Source organism: Butyrivibrio sp. VCB2001, assembly GCF_000423965.1.
GTDB lineage: Bacteria > Bacillota > Clostridia > Lachnospirales > Lachnospiraceae > Butyrivibrio.
On the sequence record NZ_AUIZ01000030.1, the window covers coordinates 1 to 20768 of the forward strand.

19 protein-coding genes are annotated in these 20768 nt (G+C 39.4%); 1 reads left to right on the forward strand and 18 read right to left on the reverse strand.

What is annotated here, in order from left to right:
- Positions 1-280 (forward strand): IS3 family transposase (locus G589_RS0117165; RefSeq protein WP_026522981.1); only part of this gene is annotated, 280 nt, incomplete at its 5' end.
- 104 nt (positions 281-384) lie between these two features.
- On the opposite strand, the gene G589_RS20545 is transcribed toward G589_RS0117165, so the two are convergent.
- From G589_RS20545 to G589_RS0117255, 18 genes are all read right to left on the reverse strand, one after another.
- A complete protein-coding gene (locus G589_RS20545; protein ID WP_242826477.1) occupies positions 385-684 on the reverse strand; it encodes a hypothetical protein in 300 nt (99 codons plus the stop codon).
- A gap of 26 nt (positions 685-710) precedes the next feature.
- Positions 711-1460 (reverse strand): glycerophosphodiester phosphodiesterase family protein, encoded by a 750-nt coding sequence (locus G589_RS0117175; RefSeq protein WP_026522983.1) that lies wholly within the window; start codon positions 1458-1460, stop codon positions 711-713.
- Entirely contained in the window at positions 1457-2542 is a 1086-nt protein-coding gene (locus G589_RS0117180; RefSeq protein ID WP_035776538.1) for a galactitol-1-phosphate 5-dehydrogenase, read from the reverse strand. The genes G589_RS0117175 and G589_RS0117180 overlap by 4 nt, the downstream gene beginning before the upstream one ends.
- Before the next feature lie 96 nt (positions 2543-2638).
- Complete coding sequence (locus G589_RS20550; RefSeq protein ID WP_051192545.1) at positions 2639-3595, reverse strand: hypothetical protein; 957 nt, start codon at positions 3593-3595, stop codon at positions 2639-2641.
- A 94-nt stretch (positions 3596-3689) separates the two neighbouring features.
- Entirely contained in the window at positions 3690-4481 is a 792-nt protein-coding gene (locus G589_RS0117190) for an IspD/TarI family cytidylyltransferase (RefSeq protein ID WP_026522985.1), read from the reverse strand.
- 21 nt (positions 4482-4502) lie between these two features.
- Complete coding sequence (locus G589_RS0117195) at positions 4503-5192, reverse strand: ribulose-phosphate 3-epimerase (RefSeq protein WP_035776541.1); 690 nt, start codon at positions 5190-5192, stop codon at positions 4503-4505.
- A 60-nt stretch (positions 5193-5252) separates the two neighbouring features.
- Positions 5253-7268, reverse strand: a complete 2016-nt coding sequence (locus G589_RS20555; protein ID WP_051192547.1) for a thiamine pyrophosphate-binding protein — start codon at positions 7266-7268, stop codon at positions 5253-5255.
- A 16-nt stretch (positions 7269-7284) separates the two neighbouring features.
- Positions 7285-8508, reverse strand: coding sequence for a protoporphyrinogen/coproporphyrinogen oxidase (locus G589_RS0117205; RefSeq protein WP_026522987.1), 1224 nt, complete (start codon positions 8506-8508; stop codon positions 7285-7287).
- Positions 8509-8526: 18 nt separating this feature from the next.
- A complete protein-coding gene (locus tag G589_RS0117210) occupies positions 8527-9762 on the reverse strand; it encodes a nucleoside-diphosphate sugar epimerase/dehydratase (RefSeq protein WP_026522988.1) in 1236 nt (411 codons plus the stop codon).
- A complete protein-coding gene (locus G589_RS0117215) occupies positions 9755-10132 on the reverse strand; it encodes a hypothetical protein (protein ID WP_026522989.1) in 378 nt (125 codons plus the stop codon). The genes G589_RS0117210 and G589_RS0117215 overlap by 8 nt, the downstream gene beginning before the upstream one ends.
- Before the next feature lie 41 nt (positions 10133-10173).
- Positions 10174-11304, reverse strand: coding sequence for a hypothetical protein (locus tag G589_RS0117220; RefSeq protein ID WP_026522990.1), 1131 nt, complete (start codon positions 11302-11304; stop codon positions 10174-10176).
- A 15-nt stretch (positions 11305-11319) separates the two neighbouring features.
- A complete protein-coding gene (locus G589_RS0117225; protein WP_026522991.1) occupies positions 11320-12906 on the reverse strand; it encodes a polysaccharide pyruvyl transferase family protein in 1587 nt (528 codons plus the stop codon).
- A gap of 29 nt (positions 12907-12935) precedes the next feature.
- The gene (locus tag G589_RS0117230) at positions 12936-14087 is read right to left on the reverse strand and encodes a radical SAM protein (protein ID WP_026522992.1); all 1152 of its coding nucleotides are present in this window, start codon (positions 14085-14087) and stop codon (positions 12936-12938) included.
- A 130-nt stretch (positions 14088-14217) separates the two neighbouring features.
- On the reverse strand, positions 14218-14472 hold the full coding sequence (locus tag G589_RS22030; protein ID WP_155832578.1) for a hypothetical protein: 255 nt from the start codon (positions 14470-14472) through the stop codon (positions 14218-14220).
- 62 nt (positions 14473-14534) lie between these two features.
- Entirely contained in the window at positions 14535-15005 is a 471-nt protein-coding gene (locus G589_RS0117240; protein ID WP_155832579.1) for a hypothetical protein, read from the reverse strand.
- The gene (locus G589_RS0117245; RefSeq protein WP_026522994.1) at positions 15002-16792 is read right to left on the reverse strand and encodes a B12-binding domain-containing radical SAM protein; all 1791 of its coding nucleotides are present in this window, start codon (positions 16790-16792) and stop codon (positions 15002-15004) included. The genes G589_RS0117240 and G589_RS0117245 overlap by 4 nt, the downstream gene beginning before the upstream one ends.
- The gene (locus G589_RS0117250; RefSeq protein WP_026522995.1) at positions 16789-18750 is read right to left on the reverse strand and encodes a glycosyltransferase family protein; all 1962 of its coding nucleotides are present in this window, start codon (positions 18748-18750) and stop codon (positions 16789-16791) included. The genes G589_RS0117245 and G589_RS0117250 overlap by 4 nt, the downstream gene beginning before the upstream one ends.
- A complete protein-coding gene (locus G589_RS0117255; RefSeq protein ID WP_026522996.1) occupies positions 18747-20666 on the reverse strand; it encodes a glycosyltransferase family protein in 1920 nt (639 codons plus the stop codon). Before G589_RS0117255 ends, G589_RS0117250 begins: the two co-directional genes overlap by 4 nt.
- Between the last annotated feature and the right edge of the window lie 102 nt (positions 20667-20768).

The window sequence follows — 20768 nt, forward strand, 5'->3', positions numbered from 1 at the left end:
GGGATGGGCTTATCAGATGAAGGCTTATTCACAGCGGTTAAAACAAGAACGTATCTTCCAGAGCATGTCTAGAAAAGGTAATTGCCTTGATAATTCAATAATGGAAAACTTCTTCGGACTGCTAAAGCAAGAAATCTATTATGGAGTAGTTTATTATAGTTACGAAGAATTGAAAGCTGAAATAGAGCGATATATAAAGTATTACAACGAACAAAGAATTAAAGAGAAACTAGGATGGATGAGTCCTGTCCAGTATAGACTCAACCTCTTGGCTGCATAAAAACAGCGTAGCAGCCATAAAACTGCTACGCTTAAAAGTCTAACTTTTGGGGGTCACCTCACTTTTTGGGGCTGCTCCTTTTGCGTTTGGATTATGATATTTGATTACTTGAATAGTGCCCTTATGGGATCAATCCCAGCGGCGGTTTTGTTTAGTTCATCCATGTTGTCTTTGAGGTAACGCTCCAAGTTGGCCACCTCTTCCGACGTAAAGCCTCGGTTTGTGGTTATCTTGCAGCTGGGGATCTCGCCCTCGGCAAAGCGCGTGGCATCGGAAAAGGTCACATATACGACTTTCTGACCGTCTTTCTTGCAGGCCAATGAGACCTGCATGTTCAGGGTATCGCTGTTTTTGTTATCGTTATTGTTATTGTTCTTGCCCCAATCAACATCAAAGTTTTCCATATGCTGTATCAGCCCTTTTCTTTGTCTTACAGGTACTTCTCCGGCTCGTTCAGGAACACATCGGTAACGCCTGCTGCCTCGTATTTGTCAAAAGACATCTTGTTACCGGTAGGTAATTCCGGATATAAATGTCCTCCAAACCAGGCGCGTACAGTGCGGCCCTGTAGCTTCTCCACAGGAAGGTCAAGGTGCATTCCGCCCGGATGAAGGGCAATGCTGCCTTTCTCTATGTCATCCCAAAGGGACTCAAGTCCGATGGCCTTGTACAGGCAGTTAGACAGAAGGTCGTCAAGAACGCCCAGCTTGGCAGTCGGCTCAAGCTCGTGAACCTTCACCAGTGATTCCGGATAGAAGCTGGAGTAAACGATGGAATCTGCAAGGCCCATATCTCCAACCAGCTTCACGATCTTCTCCTCAATTCCTGGATAGTTGTAAACACTGGTCTTCAGCTCTATATTGAGGCGCAGGTCCTTTTTCAGCTCCGGCGCAAGGAGCTCCAAAACCTCTTTCATGGTAGGGATGGTTTCAGATTTCATTTTGCCGGCGTAGATGTGGAGCGCCTTAAGCTCTTTTAACGAAAAATCACGCACGTAGCCAAAGCCATCAGTGGTGCGGTCTACGCGCTCATCGTGGATCACCACCAGCTCCCCGTCGCTTGTCAGCTGAATGTCCAGCTCAATTCCGGCAAGGTGCGGTATATTCATGGCCTTCTCAAAGGCTGTAAGTGTGTTCTCGGGATACATTTGCGAGCATCCTCTGTGTGCCCAGATTTTCATGGTGTAACCTCCTTATTAACCATAATCTTTACATATTCCTCAGACTTACGGCGCATGATGTCCAGTCCGTCCTGAAGCTGCTCAAGTCCGATGCGATGCGTAATGAGTTCTGATGGCCTGAAGTCCATGCTCCAGTTAATCAGGCGCTTTAGTACATAGCGCCAATCATCGCCACTTCCGTCTATTCCGCTAAATCCTGAGTTCCAGGTCCCCTTAAGGGTCAGCTGATTTCTCAGTATCTGCCAGTATGTCTGGCGAGTCAGTTCCATATCCGACGCCGGATTGCCAACCAGCATTACTCTGCCCAACGGGCCGACGCATTTCACAGCCTGCTCATAACTTTCAGAACGGCCGATGCACTCAAAATAGACGTCAGCTCTTTTACCATTGGTCATCTCAAGGACGTAAGTCTCAGGCTCACGAAGCCTTACATCGCAGAAATGATCAGGCTCGTAGCCCATAGCCAGGAGTTTATCCCGCTGAACGTCCTTATTTCCTATGCAAAAGACATTTCGATAGCCTGCATCTTTTAAGAACATGGCCACGAACAGCCCGATGGTTCCAAGTCCGCAGACAACTATATTGGAATCTGCAGCCTTCGACGTAGAATTATCTAGTAGTCCAACCTGCCTTATAGCATGCACAGCCACAGCCATGGGCTCCATCATTGCCGCTTCATCATCAGAAATCTCATCAGGTATCGGTAGAAGGTTCCATACCGGAGCCACCAAGTATTCCGCAAATCCGCCATCACAGCGCGATCCCAGATAATTGTAGTTCTCGCACATTTCGTAGTGCCCCGATAGGCACTGCGGACATTTCGTGCAGGGAATCAGCGGGAAAATACCCACTCTTTTCCCAACGAGCTCAGGTCTTGCCTTGCATTCTTCCACAATTCCGGTCATCTCGTGCCCCGGAATAAGCGGCATGTTGTGCGCACCGGTCTTGAACACTCTTGGCACATCGGAGCCACAAATGCCACATCTGGTCACCTTAATGAGCGCCTGTTCCTCATTCGGAACAGGCATCGGTGTTTCTGTATATTTGATATTTCCTATGCCATATAAGATTTGTGCCTTCATGCTCTCCTCAATAAGTGGATGGTAGTGTTTGCTTTGTCATTCATGTCTAACATATATCAAAAGGCGCAGCCTACGCAGCGCCTTTACATTCAGCTTTTACCTCTTTCCGAGTCCTTTTTTAAACTCAATGATGTAATCCATGTTTCTGCCTGTTGCAACGCAAATCTGTTCGTCTGTAAAACTCCCCGAAGTCAGCATGTTCTCTATAGTAGAGTCTATACCTTTTTCTATGCCTTTCTCTATTCCTTTTTCTATGCCCTTCTCTAAAACAACTTCACTCAAATTACACATAACATTCACCTTTTCTGCTGTATCTGTGGTCATCTCCAAGCCATATCTTTCGGAGAGATGTTTTTTCTTAATACTCGCTTCTTCTTTCCTGAGAAGTTCTTCCAGCATAGCTATCAAAGCATTCTTGGACTCTCCGGAATTTTCATTACTTCTTAGCCTAATTATAACACCTTGCACTTTATCTATGTTGGGAAGATTCATACTGCTCCCAAATATACTCTCTTGCGTAAAGTTCATCCGAATTATCGAATCCTCGTTGTCGCCTGCATCCATACAGATCCATATACTTCGGACCGCCTTCAGATTGTCATAGTCAGACTTAGTAAACTCAACTTCCTTCTGAGACGAGATCATACGCCCAAGATAATAAATTATCCTATTGTCCAGATGATAACCCAACTTCGATACATCAGAACTCTTCTGAGCCTCAATATTAATAAGCACTTTTATAAGATCATCACCACAATATACAGAGAATCTAATATCAAAAAATATCTTCCCTTCACCCGGGACACTATCTTCTTCCGAGCTTTTCTTGATCTTATCAGTGTTAGTATGTCCTGGTTCAAGCCGAACCTTTGACACTTCTGGTTCATCAATATTAGATATTATGGTTTTAATATCTGTATCTTTAAACTCATCAAGAGTGTATTTGAGAATTCTGGCAAGAATCTGTTTATCCGCCAACAACTCTTTTACGCTCTCGTCATACCTCGCCCTGTCATAAGTAATATCAACTGCCTGTGCTATATTCGTCTCCATTCAAATACCACCCCGTTTTCATATCTGGTAGATGAATAATAGCACATACGAATCAATCGAACAAGTGTTTGTTTTTCGACTAATAATTCCCGTTTTACCCCAATATTTCCCTAGCCCTTGCCAGATCCTCATCAGTCGTAACCTTAAAGTTTCTCTGATCCCCCGGAATCATAGCCACGTCAAGTCCTGCCATAATTGCCGGTTCTGTAGAGCCCTTGATCATAAGGATCTTATCAGGTAAAAGAGCTTCATTCGCCTCCATATACTTACCAAAGCGGAAGGCTTCCGGCGCCTGCCCGGCGAATATGCAGCTGCGATTCAAAAGCTCGTCAACACGCTTACCTGTGCGGCTGAAATACACCGTGTCTTTCATAGGAAGAACCGGCATTGCTCCTTCGTGATCATCCAGCGCACTGATGCACTCGTCAATGTTCTCCACTGTAACGAATGGGCGTGCAGCGTCGTGAATGATGATATTGTCGATGACTTTGAATTTGCTGTGAACCATGAACTTAGAGCAGTCAGCATTCTCTTTTGCATCCGCGCTGACATTTGCGCTGTCATCGTTAGTACGGGCCACATCAAAGATCTGCTTTAGGTCTTTCATGGCATTATATATAGACATCTGCCTGTTTTCACCGGGATTGGAAAATCCTAGAAACTTCTCAGCCACCGCACTCTCAGGATCCTCAAAGATTGCATCTTCAATCTTCTCCCGCCAGCTCTCATCAGCGACAATCTGAATGTTGTCAATCATGTCACTCTCGCCAAAGGGCGCAAGTGCATGCATCATCATCATCTGGCCTGAAAGCTCGATGAACTGCTTGGGGATATCTGATTTAATTCTGCTGCCGGTACCTCCGGCGAGGATGATGGCGATTGTCATGGCAGGCCTCCTATCTTCTGTCTACCCTTCATTTTTAAGATAGTCAAAGTTCAACTCCCGCAGCGCTGGTATAATTTTGCCATAAGGAGTGTTCTTCCCAAATAGAAGGGTCGTTCCAAGAACAAATCCGTCTATACCCAATGGCGCGTACTCCTGCATCCTCTCAGCTCCACAGGCTCCATCCCAGAACAATTCAAAGCCCATCCTTTTCCGCAATGCAATAAGCTGTTCTATCTTTTCACCAACATACGGCAAAAACATCTGGCTGGCATTACCAGGATTAACAGCCATCACGAGAACATGATCTACAATTCTAAGCATCTGCTCTACAGTCTCCACGCTGGTACCCGGATTTATAGCAATTCCCGGATGCATCTTGGCATCGATTATCTTCTGCAGAGTGGTCGATGGCTGATATTCCGCCTCCGAGTGGATGTACACAGTATCCCCAGGTCTAAGCTTATCAAGGAAAAGATCTATGTTATTTCTAGGGTGCTCGATCATCAAATGCACATCCAATGGTTTTTTCGTGGCACGGGCAATGTACGCCATATCATATAGTGACATAGCGAAGTTGTTCACATACCGGCCATCCATTATGTCGATGTGAAAAGAGTCTATCCCGGCCTCTTCAAGCCTTTGAACCTCATCCGCCAGGTGACCGTAATCCGCACACATCATTGATGCTGTTAAAAGAAATTTCTGCGCCATGCCAATAGTTCCTTTCGTTAATGAACCAAAAATTCCACCTCATCAAACACATCAAAGCATTTATAATCCGCATATTCTAAGAGCTTTATATTCATCATAATGATTAATGAACACTTCAAAAACCACCGATTGAGCAATTGCTTCAGTATCTACGAACTCATTTACATTTTTAATAAAATCATCCTTGTTTTCAGCACATAGATATCTGAACCCCAGATTCTCAACAAATCCCTTTACTAGTTTCCTCGATTGTTTTCCATAATGTCCGCTGGCAGCAGTATAAAGATCGGTGTCTTCCCCAAACTTTTCAGCAGGATGTTCTGGCGTTCTAAATTCTGCTCCTTGCCCATTATTGATTAGTAGTATTCTTAGATTATTACCTATGTGCCTATTTCCAAGTGAATTCATATCGTAGAAAAACGACAAGTCGCCAATAACCATAAAAAACAACTTTTGGGGTGAAGCTATTGCGGCACCTATACATGCCGATAGCGATCCATCTATACCAAAGCCTCCAGTATTACAATAAGCCTCAATATATTTTTCCGGTCTAAACATACTCCAGCACCTTAGGGTATTAAGTATTCCTAAATGAAGAATCGCATTTGACGGCAGTTTATTACTAATAATCTGAGTAATCCACACATTAGAAAAAGGTATATCTTCACTAAGTGTCAATTCTTTATATGCCATTTCCCACTGTTTATAGTAAGAAAGCTTACACTGTTCTGTCGTTTCACATTCTTCACTAAAGTGCCTGAAAAAGGTTGATGTATCCATTTCAAAGCAAATACTCAATGCTTTGAACGGATCTCTAAGCTCCCCATCATCATTCACTCTCCAAACAGTTTTGGGGCGCATTCCATTGCATGAATAGGCCGAAACTTCTCCAACGTGTATCAAAAGATCCGGTTCCCTTCCATCAAACTTAACTTTTTTACCGGATAATATCAATGAAGGATAAATAGCATATTTCCCATCATAATTACTCAAATAATCACACAGGACCACACCGTTATACTTTTCGCAAAACACCTCAATTAGTTTTTCATCATCTTTGTTAAATGGCTTGTGGGCACCAATACAAATTGCCACACTCTTCGCGCTCAGCTTAGGCCATAAGTCGCCTTTTTCCACTCGTCTTATCAACCTAGCTGTAGGCAGTTTCCTTACTGAAAAGTCATTACTATACGATGTCTCCAATTCAATATGAACCGGTCCTCCGCCATGATGACATAGCTCGAGAATAGCTTTATTTGCCAATTGATTACAATACCATCTTTCATCATCAGTATGCGGTATGCTCAGCCTTACACTTATCTTCGCTATGTCTTTTGGAATCGTTCTCCTATCAATAACCTGCGGAACACAATTACCAACATATCCAAAAAACTGTGATGATGTGACAGCCAGCACAGGTATCTTCCTATAAAAAGCTTCTGTCAACCCAGGATAATAATTTCTTGACGCCGTAGCCCCTGTACAGCTAAGCACAACAGGCTCACCTGATTCTATTGCCATTCCGCATGCCATATACGCCGCGCTTCTTTCGTCTATACAGGAATAACATTCAAAAAAATCATCATGCTGAACGCTCATGGAAAAGCAAAGGTTTGTTGTACCAGGATTCAGCACAACTTTTTTTATGTTAGTCTGCTTTAAAAGAGATATCAGTATCTGAACATTCTCTTCTGCAGAATATCCGCATAAATAAGGATCTTCTTTTTTTTCTGAGAAACACTTCACAACACGAGGTTTGTCCCAAATTATTTTGGATTCCGGACATCCATGCTCAATCAAAAACGTTTTTATTTCCCGCGCTATATGAGGGTTTTCAACAGCTATAACAGTATAGTCAAACGCAATTCCAGAATAATCAAAATCCACACAACTTACATCTAGTTCCTGTTCTTGATATTTAGAATATTCTGAATCAACCCACTTAACTACAGAAGCGAAATTATTATGTTGCAACTGAGCATAATAACTCTTTCCGACAACACCAGCCCCGTAGAGAATAATCTTCGAGTGTTTTTCTATCTGCTCGTATGGAAATATAAACATATCAATATTCAATGAGAACTCTCCTTGTCTAGATCTCGCCAACAAACTTTATTGCCTCATGCATCGAAACATCCGCGTTCTGATATTGGTGCTGCCCCCAACGGCCCACACCAAACAAACCAATATGCGAGTAATGCTCCAATATATTCTTAATTGCCTTAGCATGTCCAATTACCGGAATGGGATATGCCGCATCTGTTTTCACTTGCAGCAATGCCGGCTTGTCAGCATATTGTTCATAAGCATCAAACCTCTTCTCATTAGTCTCATAGTATATTCCGCCAGCCTTACTATCTTTTGCATAGTTAGGAATATAGAACTCCCTATGATATGATTTTTCTATATTAGGAATGTATCGCCAATGCCAATTGCAGTTGTAATTCTGTTCGTAAAGCGAAACAACTATCTTGTTATAACGTATAAGTCTAAAATCTTCTTCGAGCGTTTCTGGTACATCTAAGGCATTGTATAAATCGCTCCAAGGAATAGTATTAACAACACAGTTAGCTTCGTACTTATTGTTAACCAACCAATACCCCTCTTTAAATTGAAGACTATTCACGCATTCACCACACTTAATAAATGATCTCTCATCATCAGCAAGCGCATCAAATATTCTTTGAAAGCCGCCTTCCTTCGGATAATAAAAATGGATATGCGCAGGAAACTTATTTACATCCTGTCTTCTCTCCAAGCAATAGCGCAGCACTTCTTCCACATCAACTCTAGGGATTTTATACAGCCAGTCGATATCCATTTCTTCCGGCAAGACTCCCCACAATTTCTGATTATATGGAATCATATAGGTATCACATATCTTATCGCCAAGCTTCCATCTTATCCACTCTTCATAATTGGTCGGAATTGGAGCTCTTGCAGATTCTCCATTACGCACAACCGATATTAGATAGCTTATCTGCTCATCTATAGGCAGCTGCCATATATTTGATTCTACAGGGTAATCAATCGTTGTATTATTAAGCTCTATCTTTGATACTCGATCAAAATAATTAAACTCACTTTCAGGGAGATATCGGAACACATAATCAAAGACTTCCTGATGTTTTGTATTAAAAAAATGTCCACCCCCAGTATCTAAGATATGGCCGTTTATTTTCACAGTCCTACAAAGTCCACCAGGTTCTGTTTCTTTCTCTAAGACAAGAACACTTTTTCCTGCTTTCTCCCTAAGAAGTTTACATAATGTGACTCCTGTTATTCCTGCTCCAATAATTAAGTAGTCGAATCTCATTGGCTATCACTGCTCCCTTTATTGCATCTCATTTCCATATTTATCAACCATGATATTATTCCAACCATCAATACGATACATATCTATGGCTTTCCATCTAGTATCACCATAGAGATAGTCTGGATAATATGCTGTTTTTTCACAATCCGCATATCGAATCACATCGCATAATCCACTTCGTATTCCAACAAAGTGCCCAGCCCATTCTACAACAGATTGCATTTCTAGAATTCTAGGAGATATACCAATAGTGCCAGCAATTGGTTGTTCATCCATCGCCACATTTGTAAAAACTGCCATTCCTCTTTTCTTCATCTCCTCAGCTAAACGTTCCCACATGTTTGTAGGTAGTTCAATAACAGATTTAGCATAAGGGGATATAATAACAGATTTTCCGCGTGGTATTTTATCTAATTCAGAATAGTTTACCCCATTAGATGGCCTAGCAGGAACGGTATCGACAGGAAGTCCGTATACACCGCAACAATATATTTTCTCAAGCGGAATACACTTAACATACAATGCGCTATGAAGCCTTACCACATACGGTCTGTCCTGATGAGCTATATAGTAATTATCTTTTCGCGCATAAATCAATGCTTGAGACAATTCATCTATTTCATTTTGTTTACATGAAATTACAGTGTTATCCAAATATAGTCTCACAACATCGGCACATGCATCACCAACAGTTATCACAACGCATCTTCCAATCTCAAGACCTCGTTTGGCCAGGAATGCCGGCAAATACTCCATTGCAAAGCAAACATCGCCCAAGGCCCTAAATGGGCATATAATAAAAAAGGCATCGGGGTGTTGCTCATTTAGAATACAAAGTAGCTGTGCTCCGCGTTTTATACGTTCATTCATCCGGTTTCTCGTTTCGAGAGATAATGAATATTCAGCAAAACTGTTATAATCCACCAAGCTAATAATATCACCAGCAAATCCCAAACTATTAAGCTGTGCCTTCATTGTCGCAAAAAAACGACTGGCTATAATTACAATTGATTCCTCTCTTACAGATAATTCAAGCACTTTATCCGGAGGAACGATTGCAATCCCCCTATACTCTGAACCATGCTTTTCTTTGTTGTTATCCAATATCGCGCATACAGAATATCCTCTTTCAACCAGTGTATCTATCACCATTTCTGTCGCATTACAATGCCCAAACAAAAAGATGTTTCTATTACTCATATTTAGATCAGATTCAATTTCTGCTATTTTGTCTGATAATAACTTTTTATTCATATTTAATAAGCGCCTTACTTAAAGCATCTGCACATTCTTTCTCGCTTATAACATTGCTATCTAGATAATTGAGAAGATTACCCACCTCATTTACCAATCCCAAAATAATAAATCTGTCAGAAAACTCATACATACGATATAAGCTCTCCCATTCCACCACTTCCTCTTCGGAAAGATATTCACAATTCATCCCATCAGGAACTAATTGCTTATAAGAATCATGAATTGCAATGCATAATCCCTTTTTTTGATTCCGCCCCCAATAGCGCTCAATGAGCTTGATCCACCTTTTCCATTCTTCTATTGCATTATCGGATATTAATAACACGCGTTCGTATTGATCTAATAATCTCTCTAGTTTTTTCATCATAAATTAACCATTTTTCATAACAATTCGCACCTATTAAATTCCTATCTGCCAATCTTAGTTATATACTGAACAAATACATCAACCCCAACACTCTCTGTTTCGTAGAATACTCCTTTCAATGCATCGCGCATCTCATCTGTATGTAGCAATAGCACCTTCTTTTTAGATTCGTAGTCCATTATTGATATTGAATCAGGAAGCTTTATTCTGTTTACCTCATTGTTTTCTAAATCAACATTAAAAAAAACTCCTCCTGACAATGTTAACAACCATAGTTTATGTTTATAGACAATCATTTCGAGCATTTTAGGAATATCATTATTGAATGACACCAAGTCAGCAATATTTGCAATACTTTCAATGTCATACTCTGATTTATCGCTTATCATTAAGATATGCTCTCCCATCGATGGTATGGCGTATACTGCATCCCCTATTTCCATAATCTTATTAATTACATGCTTATTTTCAGAATCATAATATGGAGAAGTATATTTCTTTACCAATCCATTAATAGGATTCCATAAAAACATATCTGCTCCATTCACCTGGTTAATCCATATGCCACCATCACTCTTGTAAACACCAAAGATGTGATCTACCGGAATTTCAGAATTCTCCATTTGCTCTCGCTGTATGTCCCACTTGATCAAAGAATTACTATCATAAATGTTAGTATATATCACTCCATCCTTTATAAAAGCTCGTGTTAACAAACACCCCGTGTCCGAGTCGATGTATTTTCTTATAGCATCTTCAAAAGGATGGCATTCCTCTAACTCCATGCTTTCAAGATTAAAAGCCAGCAAAATTGGCTTGCGTTTGCCAAACGGAAACAGCCACATTTTATCTTCAACAACGAATGCTTCCGAGAACTTAGCCCCATCATAGCCAAAATAGTCCTCTATTTTAACCACTTTCACAAACTCGCAAATACTAGTATCAAAAACGTGTATGCCCACTGCATTTTCTGGCACAAAAATCAAATAATGCTTGTAATTCAAGCATCTTTTAAAAAGAAATGGTTTTTCCATTTCCTCCCCAGGAAAGAACATGACAAAATCAACATTGTGTTTCTCAACCTCAATGCGGTAAAGTCCGTTACCAGAATTATTAGCAAACCATATATACTTATCAAAAGCACACCCACACAGGGCCGATAATGTTCTCATGCTCATTTTCTCTTTTTATCCCATAGCTTCTAGCCAATTCACAACGTGGTCAAAATTGCATATTCCCATTTCTAAGAGTTGTCTTGCAATTTCCATTGTTACAGCAGGGCTATCTACCATTATTACAACAAATGGATTCGTAAATCCCTGAACCTCTTTTGGCGAAAGACACTTTACTCCCTTTATTTCAATGCCCCAATTATTCGGATTGTTATCACATATGTATTTCAATGGGTAACTTTCAATAATTCTATCAATATTTCTTCTAAAGCAAGCGCCGGTTCCCCAACCAATCACCGTCATATCATGATTCATAGTATTTTGTTTCCTCAACAATAAAGAATCCGTGTCAATAATGTTAGAACTAATTCTCGACAGATAAATATCCGACCGTATCTTACGCAGTTCAATTGCTAGCTCTGTAAAGCTCTCATCATGCATCTTTAATGCATGTTCAAACTCACTAATAGTATGATAATACTCACTTCTATGCTCGCTCAGCAGATCATATTCGCAAATATCTGCCTTGTATGAACCAGCTCTACCCAGCGCAACATCAAACCACTTTATACTACTCTGCTTTAGTTTATTAAGCTTCGTATCTATGGCATCGTAATCTATTCTATTAGTGTAAAACTCCCTTCCTTTATAGTCTGCTTCGCATTTAACAAATCTATCTTCAAGGCCAAATAACTCTAGAATGTTCTGAAGTCTTGTCCATCCACCAACATTTTCCTTCTCAAACATAACGCAAAACTGCTTATGGTAAATAATCGAGAAGCATACTCCGTGAAATGAATCAGTAACAACAAATTCACTATTACGAATGGCACTTAACCAATCTTCTACAGAAGGCGTTCTAAAGACATTAAGGCTGCCATTATACTTGATTCCTCCATCTGTTTCAGCATTCAACATAGTAACGCTATTCTCATCTGACCATTCACTTGAAGCGCTCCTAATTACTGATTCTTTATTTGCTGTCATGGTTAGTACATAAGATGCAACATATTTGGCGTTCTCTAAACTCTCATCTCCGGATTCAGCCATCCGATCATAATCTTTCCTATCGCACAAGAACACCGGATCAAGAACAACTTCCGCATCGATATCAAACTTTTCTTTTAAAAGCCTTTGCCCACTCTTTTCTCTAACGGATATTTGCTGAAATCGTTTAAAATAATACTTGGCCTTTAATGTATTGTATTCGTTTGCCTCAAAGTGGTCTTCGCCAAAACTTGTACCATATGCAATTTTATATTTATAACTCCCAATGCCTGAATCAACAGTCCTGTAATCTGTCATTTCCAAAAACAGAAAGCGAAACAACTGATCAGAGCCCGTCACAAAAAAAGTGCACATCTCGTTCAAACAAGCTACATCACCATTATTTAGTATTTTTTCTGATATTGCCGCGTCTGGATAAGGGTTATTCTTAAAGTTCCTCAATCTGTCCATATCAAGAAACATCGAATAATTCCTAACATCCGCCAACAATACAGAATAACCCTTTTCAGAAAGATACTTGTAGAGTGCATAGTTTGTTAGGTTATTACCAATATTTAAATTCATGAAGCATATTAATCCGATATCGTAAACCATTCCAACACCCAATCTCAATCATGATACCCTTATATCACCCAGCCATTAGGATTATTCTTATCCGCTTCAGTACATCTTCTCCATGGGACCCACTCCGTTTTGTCCATACAATACTTACAAGACTCTTTCGGAGTTCTCAAAAATGCAAATATTTCCTCCGCAGTATTCTTATGTATATCCATGAAACTACTCTCAACATCAAATTTCCTGTCTGTAAATCTTTCATTAAAATATCTTGCAGCAGTAGGAAAATGACATCTTGAAATCATGCCATTGAACATGTGCGTGGCAAATTTCTCCGGACAGCACATAACCGCCTTTTCAATGTCCTGAGGGGTCAAAGTGAATTTTTTGTAGAACATGTTGGATTCAGGATTAATAAAGAATCTGATATGATGGCAATTTAATGTGTCTATCATCTCATCAGTTCTTCCTTCCATAGGCTTATACTGAGTAATTGCCAACAACACTCGCTCTCTGCCCAATAATTCCAAGAGTTCTTTAGTCTGACGCTCAATAAGCATCCCATTAGAACAGATTCTGATCTGTGTATTAGGATATATCTCTCTGCATGCAGAAATCACACCAGGCAAATCAGGATGTAAAAATGGCTCCCCACCGAATAAATGGATTTCATCAAGATACACGCTTAGTTCAGAAAGTCTAGAAAGATCCTTCTTAATCTGTTCAACAGTGTATATCTCGACAGTCTTAGCTAGCGGTATATAATGACTGCAATACATGCATCCCATATTGCACTGATTAGTGACCATCAGTTGCACATGCGTCCTGTATTTCTGTCTTTCTAAGTTAAAGAGAATATCAATATCATCAAAATAAGGCTTTTTAAACTCAACTGCAGGCGGAACATATAATTTATCCACGCCTTTCCTGCCAAACCACTCAACAAGATTGTCCAATTTCACGTCATCAGCAAAGCTAAGACTATCAATGAACAATGCGTCTATCTCATTATTCAAATATGCATCGATAGCCTTTTGATAAGACCAAACCTTTTTCCCACTTAACTCATGTATCATGTGATGGCTACGGGTGTCCTCACAGTACGCAACAACATCTATCTGACATCCAGCCCGAAGCATCAAATTCTCTATGCGTTGTGACTCATATGGAGGTCCAACCATAACTATTCTTTCACTACAATTAATTCCGGATTTCATATTGTTCCTAATCTCCCACCTTGTCTCTGAGCTGCTCATATGTACTGTCGTGAGACTTCTCAAGTCGCTGTTCAATAGTTACTGATGGCTTCTGGCTGACAAGTGCCACCTAATACCATTATTTTGGCATTTAACAATCTTCGTCTGAAGAAAATATTTCCAGATTTCTGTCTACAAAAAATATATCCTCAAATCCATGTCTCAGAAGAAGATTCTTTATAAGTTTGGCCTCATTTTTATCAGCCAAAGTAATAATCATAGTACTATCCGAAGGATAAGAAGAAAAAAGATTACATGTTATGCCATTTATCTCCTTAGGATTATCGTATAATGTAGATACTGCTATCCCATCAAATAGCACATCTGAACCATATAACCAATTCATAATGTCAGTGCATCTATGACCTGTGCCAAAGAGCACTAGCCATTTCTTAGTATTACGCAATTTTATCCATTCATCTCTAATCTCAGCATTCCTATACTATCTTCAAACAAAAACAATGTGTAAATATCCCGATACCATACAAAAACTCTTTCGTCACCAATACTAAATAAAAGCCGGTCCGAATCAAATATTTGAAATAATAAAACCTCTATCTCTCTAATGTATTGGATGCTTATGCAAGATATAATAACGAATATTTCAGCTACATTTTCACAGGCAAGTTCATCCACCCCTACTATCTTGAGGCTTTTCCCATACAAATGCTGAATACACCCTTCTTTCTTATGGTCATTGTCGACTATATAAGACACATTGCGTATTATCGCAGGAGAAATACGTAGCAATCCTTTTCCCGCGCCAAAAATAATGATTTTACTGTCTGTGATTTCTCGGCATCCAGCATTACTATACGTTATCCCTTCTTTTTCCCAAGCATAAAAATATCTAAATTCAGGGTTTTTACTGTGCATCACACTTTTCCAACCTCTGCATTTTCATATGTCATAACAATGTTGTCAGATATATCCTGTGCCACTTCAATTACATTTTCCATTCCACTTGTTGAATAGCTTCTGCTTGGAATAATTACGCAATCGTAAAAATTAGCCCTAAGTTTATTCGTGAGTTTTTTCATATCATTAAGGCAAAAGCTAGTAGGATCCAAAAATGATATTAAACAGTCAGAAGGAAGATCTTCGTACTCCGGAAGATATTTCTCATGAGTAAGTATATTTGTGGTAATCCCCCTTTCAGTCAATATCTTCCATATCCGCTTAACAAGTGCCCTTTGAGCCGTTCCCGTAATAAGTATTTTTTTTGCACCTTCTACATTCTTAACTATCTTTTCCTCAAACACCACAGTAGCGAATGGCGATTGCAAACGTCCTGCTATTTCCATGCTGCTCATTAATTCTGCCTCGTCACGCATGCGCATAAGTTCTTCCGGAGGTAGGTCCTCATGTCTTGCAACAGCTGTATGCAGGCCATCAAACATGCTAAGATCTTCCGTTTCAAGAAGCCCATTTTCCTTGTATTCTTGCCAAAGCTTGCTTCCAAGATATGGAGTTGCAATAGAATACTGTCTGGAATCTGCTTCTAATTCCAGAGACTTCTTTATGGTATCTTCCACAGTTTCTCTGGTGTCTCCCATTAAGCCAAGGCAATAGGTCAGATGAACTTTAATTCCTAGTGCTCTTGTCTTTTTAATATTCTCAATGTTTTTTTCTATATTAAGTGCCTTTCCCGTTTTATCAAGTATGTCCTGATTAAATGATTCAACACCATACTTGATGCCATAGCAACCTGCATCTTTCATGGCCTGAAGCATCTCATCATCCATCAGGTCACCTCTTCCCATGCAAGCCCACTGATACTTGTCTAATCCATTAGCCTTAATCTCTTTACATAGCCCCAAAAAGTGCTCTTTATTAAGATTAATTGTGTCGTCATCAAAATAGAAGTGTGTGTAAGGCGCTTTTTCAAAGTTCACAAGGATCTCCTGAACAACATCCTTGGGATCCCTCATACGATACTCTGGTCCCGCATACATTAATTGTGGCCACACACAAAAATTGCAGTGATACGGACACCCTCTGGTGGTCTGGAGTTGCAATTCCAAACCGGGCATCCCACCGCTCCCATCATAATATGTAGTAGGCAGTCCATCCCTATCCGGCCATGGCAATTCATTTAAAGGCACCAATCTCTCTCTATTATTTTTTTTGATATTCCCCATTTCATTTCTGTATAGCAGATTGGGAACATCACCAAAATCACGCCCCTCATCTAAATTGATAGCCAATTTTAATAAGGGATGTTCATATTCGCCGTATATCGTAAAATCAACAAAGGGATTCTCCTCCATGAATTCCTTTTCTGCTATTGGTGCGTGTAAACCAGCCAAAACCACTTTTGTATCAGGTAGTATTTCCTTTATTCGTCTTACCACCTCTAAATCATTGTAGATACTAGGCGTTGCCACCTCGAGCATAATGAGATCCGGATTACACTCCTCTACATAACTATAAAAATAGTCATAGTATTCCCCTATGGCTATTGAATCTCTAACGTTCACAAGAAAACCATTCTTTTTTAAAAGCGCAGAGGCTGTAGCCAAAAAGAATGGAAATGGGCGATAAGATGATATCATAGACCCATGATAATCCTGTAAAAAAGGCCACCTTGAGCCAGCTCTACACCCCAAGTACATCTTGCCATTTCTCGTTAAATGCCATGGTGCATTCGCCAGCAATACTTTCATACCATAATGCCCTCCTTCTTCCATATATCATCATCCAAATCATATAAAGGTAAAATAAAACAATCCTTATTTCTTTCCTTAAGCATATTTCGCATGGATTCACCACTATATACTGCTGTAATAATAACTGCATATGGATGAACATGATTGCCATCAAGTATTTCTGCTGAGTTGATAATCGGAACCTTATAGCTCTGCTTGGACTTGTCATAGTTATCGCTATGTTTTAGGTCAATATATGGTTGATCTGAATTCTTATCCGCAAATGCAACAGAGCATTGAGTATCAGCTTCCCAAAGCGCCTTAAGCACCTGCTGTGTCAAATCTCCATACGCTCCCCAAATAATAACAAGCTTTTCGCTAGTGCATTTCTCCAGAAACTCTCTTACAGCGCGTGCTTCCCTGTTTTTATATTTTTCATCATCACTGATAATTCTTATATCATTAAGAATCCACTCTGAATAATTAACGCCTTCAAATCTTTTGTAATTCCCATCCAAGTAATCTGTTAGATACTTACCAGCGCTATTAATATCAAATAGATATCCGCTCAACGGGAAGAATCTACCATTTCGTTCAAATCCACTCAAATTATCCCTTGAGAAATCGTACCATACAGAATTAGGCGCAATACCCTTTTTAACCAACCATGCATTGTCATCAAGGCACCTCCTCTGTTCTTTGGATATATCATATCCAGAATTGTTACTTAGCGAAAAAAGGGAGTCACAAAGATATGTTTCTCCTGGCCTGATTTCTCCTCTTGCTAATGTCTTATTAAAATCAAGCTGTCTTGTATTAGAATCTAATATCTGAATATGAGTCACACCTGTTTCAGGTTTTTTCAAATACTCAAAGATGTCTTTATAATCAACATCCTTCTTTTTTTGCACAAAGCTTTTCACCACAACTCTGCAATCATCAGTTTTACAGCCAGATGTCACATCAATACTATTCTTATAAAAGCACTTGTCTGCATAATCTAGAATCTGTGCTATTCTGTCTTTCATGGTACAAGAGTTTCTACATATATTGTATGCGTTTAATGCCAGCTCTTCTCTTTCTTCCTCATGTTCCAGATAATAGCCAATCTTATCGCATAGCTCTTTGGCAGTTCTAAACTGAGGCATACTATTGCCAAAAATACTATATAAATCCGGATTCTTGTTCACCAATTCCAAACTACCACACCCAGCTATTTCAAAATGCTTAAGTTTTGTATGAAAAGTGGGCTTTTTATCTTGCGTGTACCCTAGCCCGATTACTATCTTTGCCTTATTTATAACGTGAACAATATCCTTGTCCGAGACAAAACCGCCCCACGCCTCTTTTAGCACTGGATGTTTATCCCACTTAGAGCCATAGATTTTAAAACTATAACCATTATCCTTGCAATATGAGTAAGCCTCGGTCAATATCTTTTGTCGTAGCTTCCCATCGTATATATACATTCCACAACGGTAAAAATTTGAACCCATAAAAATTACATCGGTGTCTTTTTCTTCGTTGGTTTTATAGAAGTATTTCGGATTATACCCCCATTGCACACGCATCAGCCCTCTTCCGTAACCGGCTTGTTTTCGGTAATCATATGCCCTTGCAGAATGGGTAACTATCAGATCACTTCGATAATCATACTTTAGATTATTCTTCATCCATTTATCAGGTTCATCATCAGAATAGAATGATATAACCGGCAATCGTTTCTTAGCTTCCTGAAAAAAAACATCTGAAAACATCTGGTGACAACCATCTGGATAGGCGAACAAGTAATCATACTTATCAGAATCCAATGCTTTCAATAAATACTCTGTCACCTGTGCCTTGGTCATAACACGATTTAAAACGCTAACGCATACGTAGGTAACATCATACATTTCTGACATTGGTTGAAGCCAGTTCTGGCGAACATATTCAATTGCAAGCATTCCAATCATAAATATCTTTTTCTGCTTCAATTATGCAAATACCTCCAGTTTGTATGATTCAAGTTCCCAAAAGGCAGCACCAGGCACCGCGGATGATAGGCTGATAACTCTCTCATAAGTGCATCACTTCCAAACAATGCCGTAATAGCTATAATATCTGCCTTAATCTGACCTTCTTCGAGATCTCTTGCCCCTCTTATGGGCATTTTGATCTCTCCTCTATCTCCCAGCGTCACCTCATTTCCAACCATTCCGTTATCAATAAAAGCAATGTTTTCTGATTTGCCTCTATGCGCTATCGCAGTGCAAATCCTAGAATACATATATCCGCCTACCCCATAGAACACAACATTTTTCCCATTATCCGCAGCATTAAGCAAATCAACAATCTTTAGTGAAAAATTATCCTTAATCTCTAAATCAGTCATTAGATCCACAGTCAGCAACTGCATATGTGAATTAATTACTTTGAGTTCTTCTCTGAATAAACCATTATTCGTTATAAGTTGTTGTAATACGGAAATAAGCTTGTCTTTGGCAATAACATAATTCATCAGTGGTTTCCAAACACCTTGATCTATAAAACCTAAATATGTGTCTTGAAGCAATCCGATGTTTAGGGTTTCCTCAGCAATATTTCTCGGATGTACAGTTTCTCCATCTGGCACAAGACCTCTCTCAGAATCAATTGTTTGATTAAAACTCCTAAAACGAATAAATGTATCTGTCTGAATCACATCATATTTTTCCTCAAGGAATGAGCTAATTAGACTTTCATTAAAATCAAATATCCTGGTATTCTGGTCCGCAATCAAGCAATACCCTTTGCTACTGTCCTTCACCTGGGATAAAGCAGCACTTATAAGGCTGTCAATTGATAAATCCTTGTTTATACGTATTACCTCAATATTTGATTTGGGTGCAGAATCTAACTGTTTTTTACATGGACAGATATTGTCAGCAATAGAAATTAATTTTTTGATCCGGTGTTGCATCGTGTGGCTTTTAATGCACTCATCATATACTTTTTGAGCCTTTTCCCGCGCTTCTTCCGGATGCTCAAGATGATGTTTTAACACCTCCATAAGTTCTTCGCTATTTCCAAAAAAGCCTATATTATCTCCAAATATTTCTCTTAATTCTGGATTTTCATTTGTTATCTGAAAGACATTACAACCTCCGACTTCAAACTGTCTGATCTTGGTCTGATATGTTTCGTATCCGCCTTCGCAAGACATGCCAAAGTTAAGGACAATACGACTTCGTCCAATCACATCTGAAATCTCATTGTCATCCACAAAGCCTTCCCAGCACTCTTTTAACAACGGATCCCTATCCCACTTATATCCGAACAATTTAAAAACATAATTGTTTTCTTTACAATAATTGTATATAAGTGCAATCTGATTTCGTCTGCTCTCCCCCTCTTCATAATATGTTCCGGCAGATGTCAATTTATTAGTCCCTATGAACAAAACGTCAATGTCTTTGATTGTATCGTTAACAGGGTGATAAATTCTCTCATTATACCCCCAAGGAAGATAAACAGAGTTTCTATCATTAAAGAACCTATGCTCTCGCCTTTGATGTCCCCTTTTAGAATGAGTAAATATAAGATCATACCTATGGTCATAAGGCTCGTTAATCTGATACCACGTTTCAGGTTCATCATCTGCATGAAATGTAAATACAAAAAACGACTTCCTTATATTTGAATAGAACTCGTCACTCAGTTTATTAGCCATTCCATCAGAATATACAAATATATACTTAATACTATTTCGGCGAATCACTTCGTAGATATATTCTTCTATTTCCTCTCTGCTGTGCTCTTTAAAAAGCCAAGGGACCGAGATATATACAACATCATAAAGCTCCCGTAATGGTTCAAGCCAGTTATTACGTATGTAATTTGCCCCAAACGCTCCCAGAAACAATAGTTTCATAGTTGTTTTCTCCTACTATTAGTATTAGTCATAGTCTTTCTTTACCTTTTCAATAGGTTCGACTATGCTGTTTAAGATGCTGTGGATTGGTTGTTTTCTCCT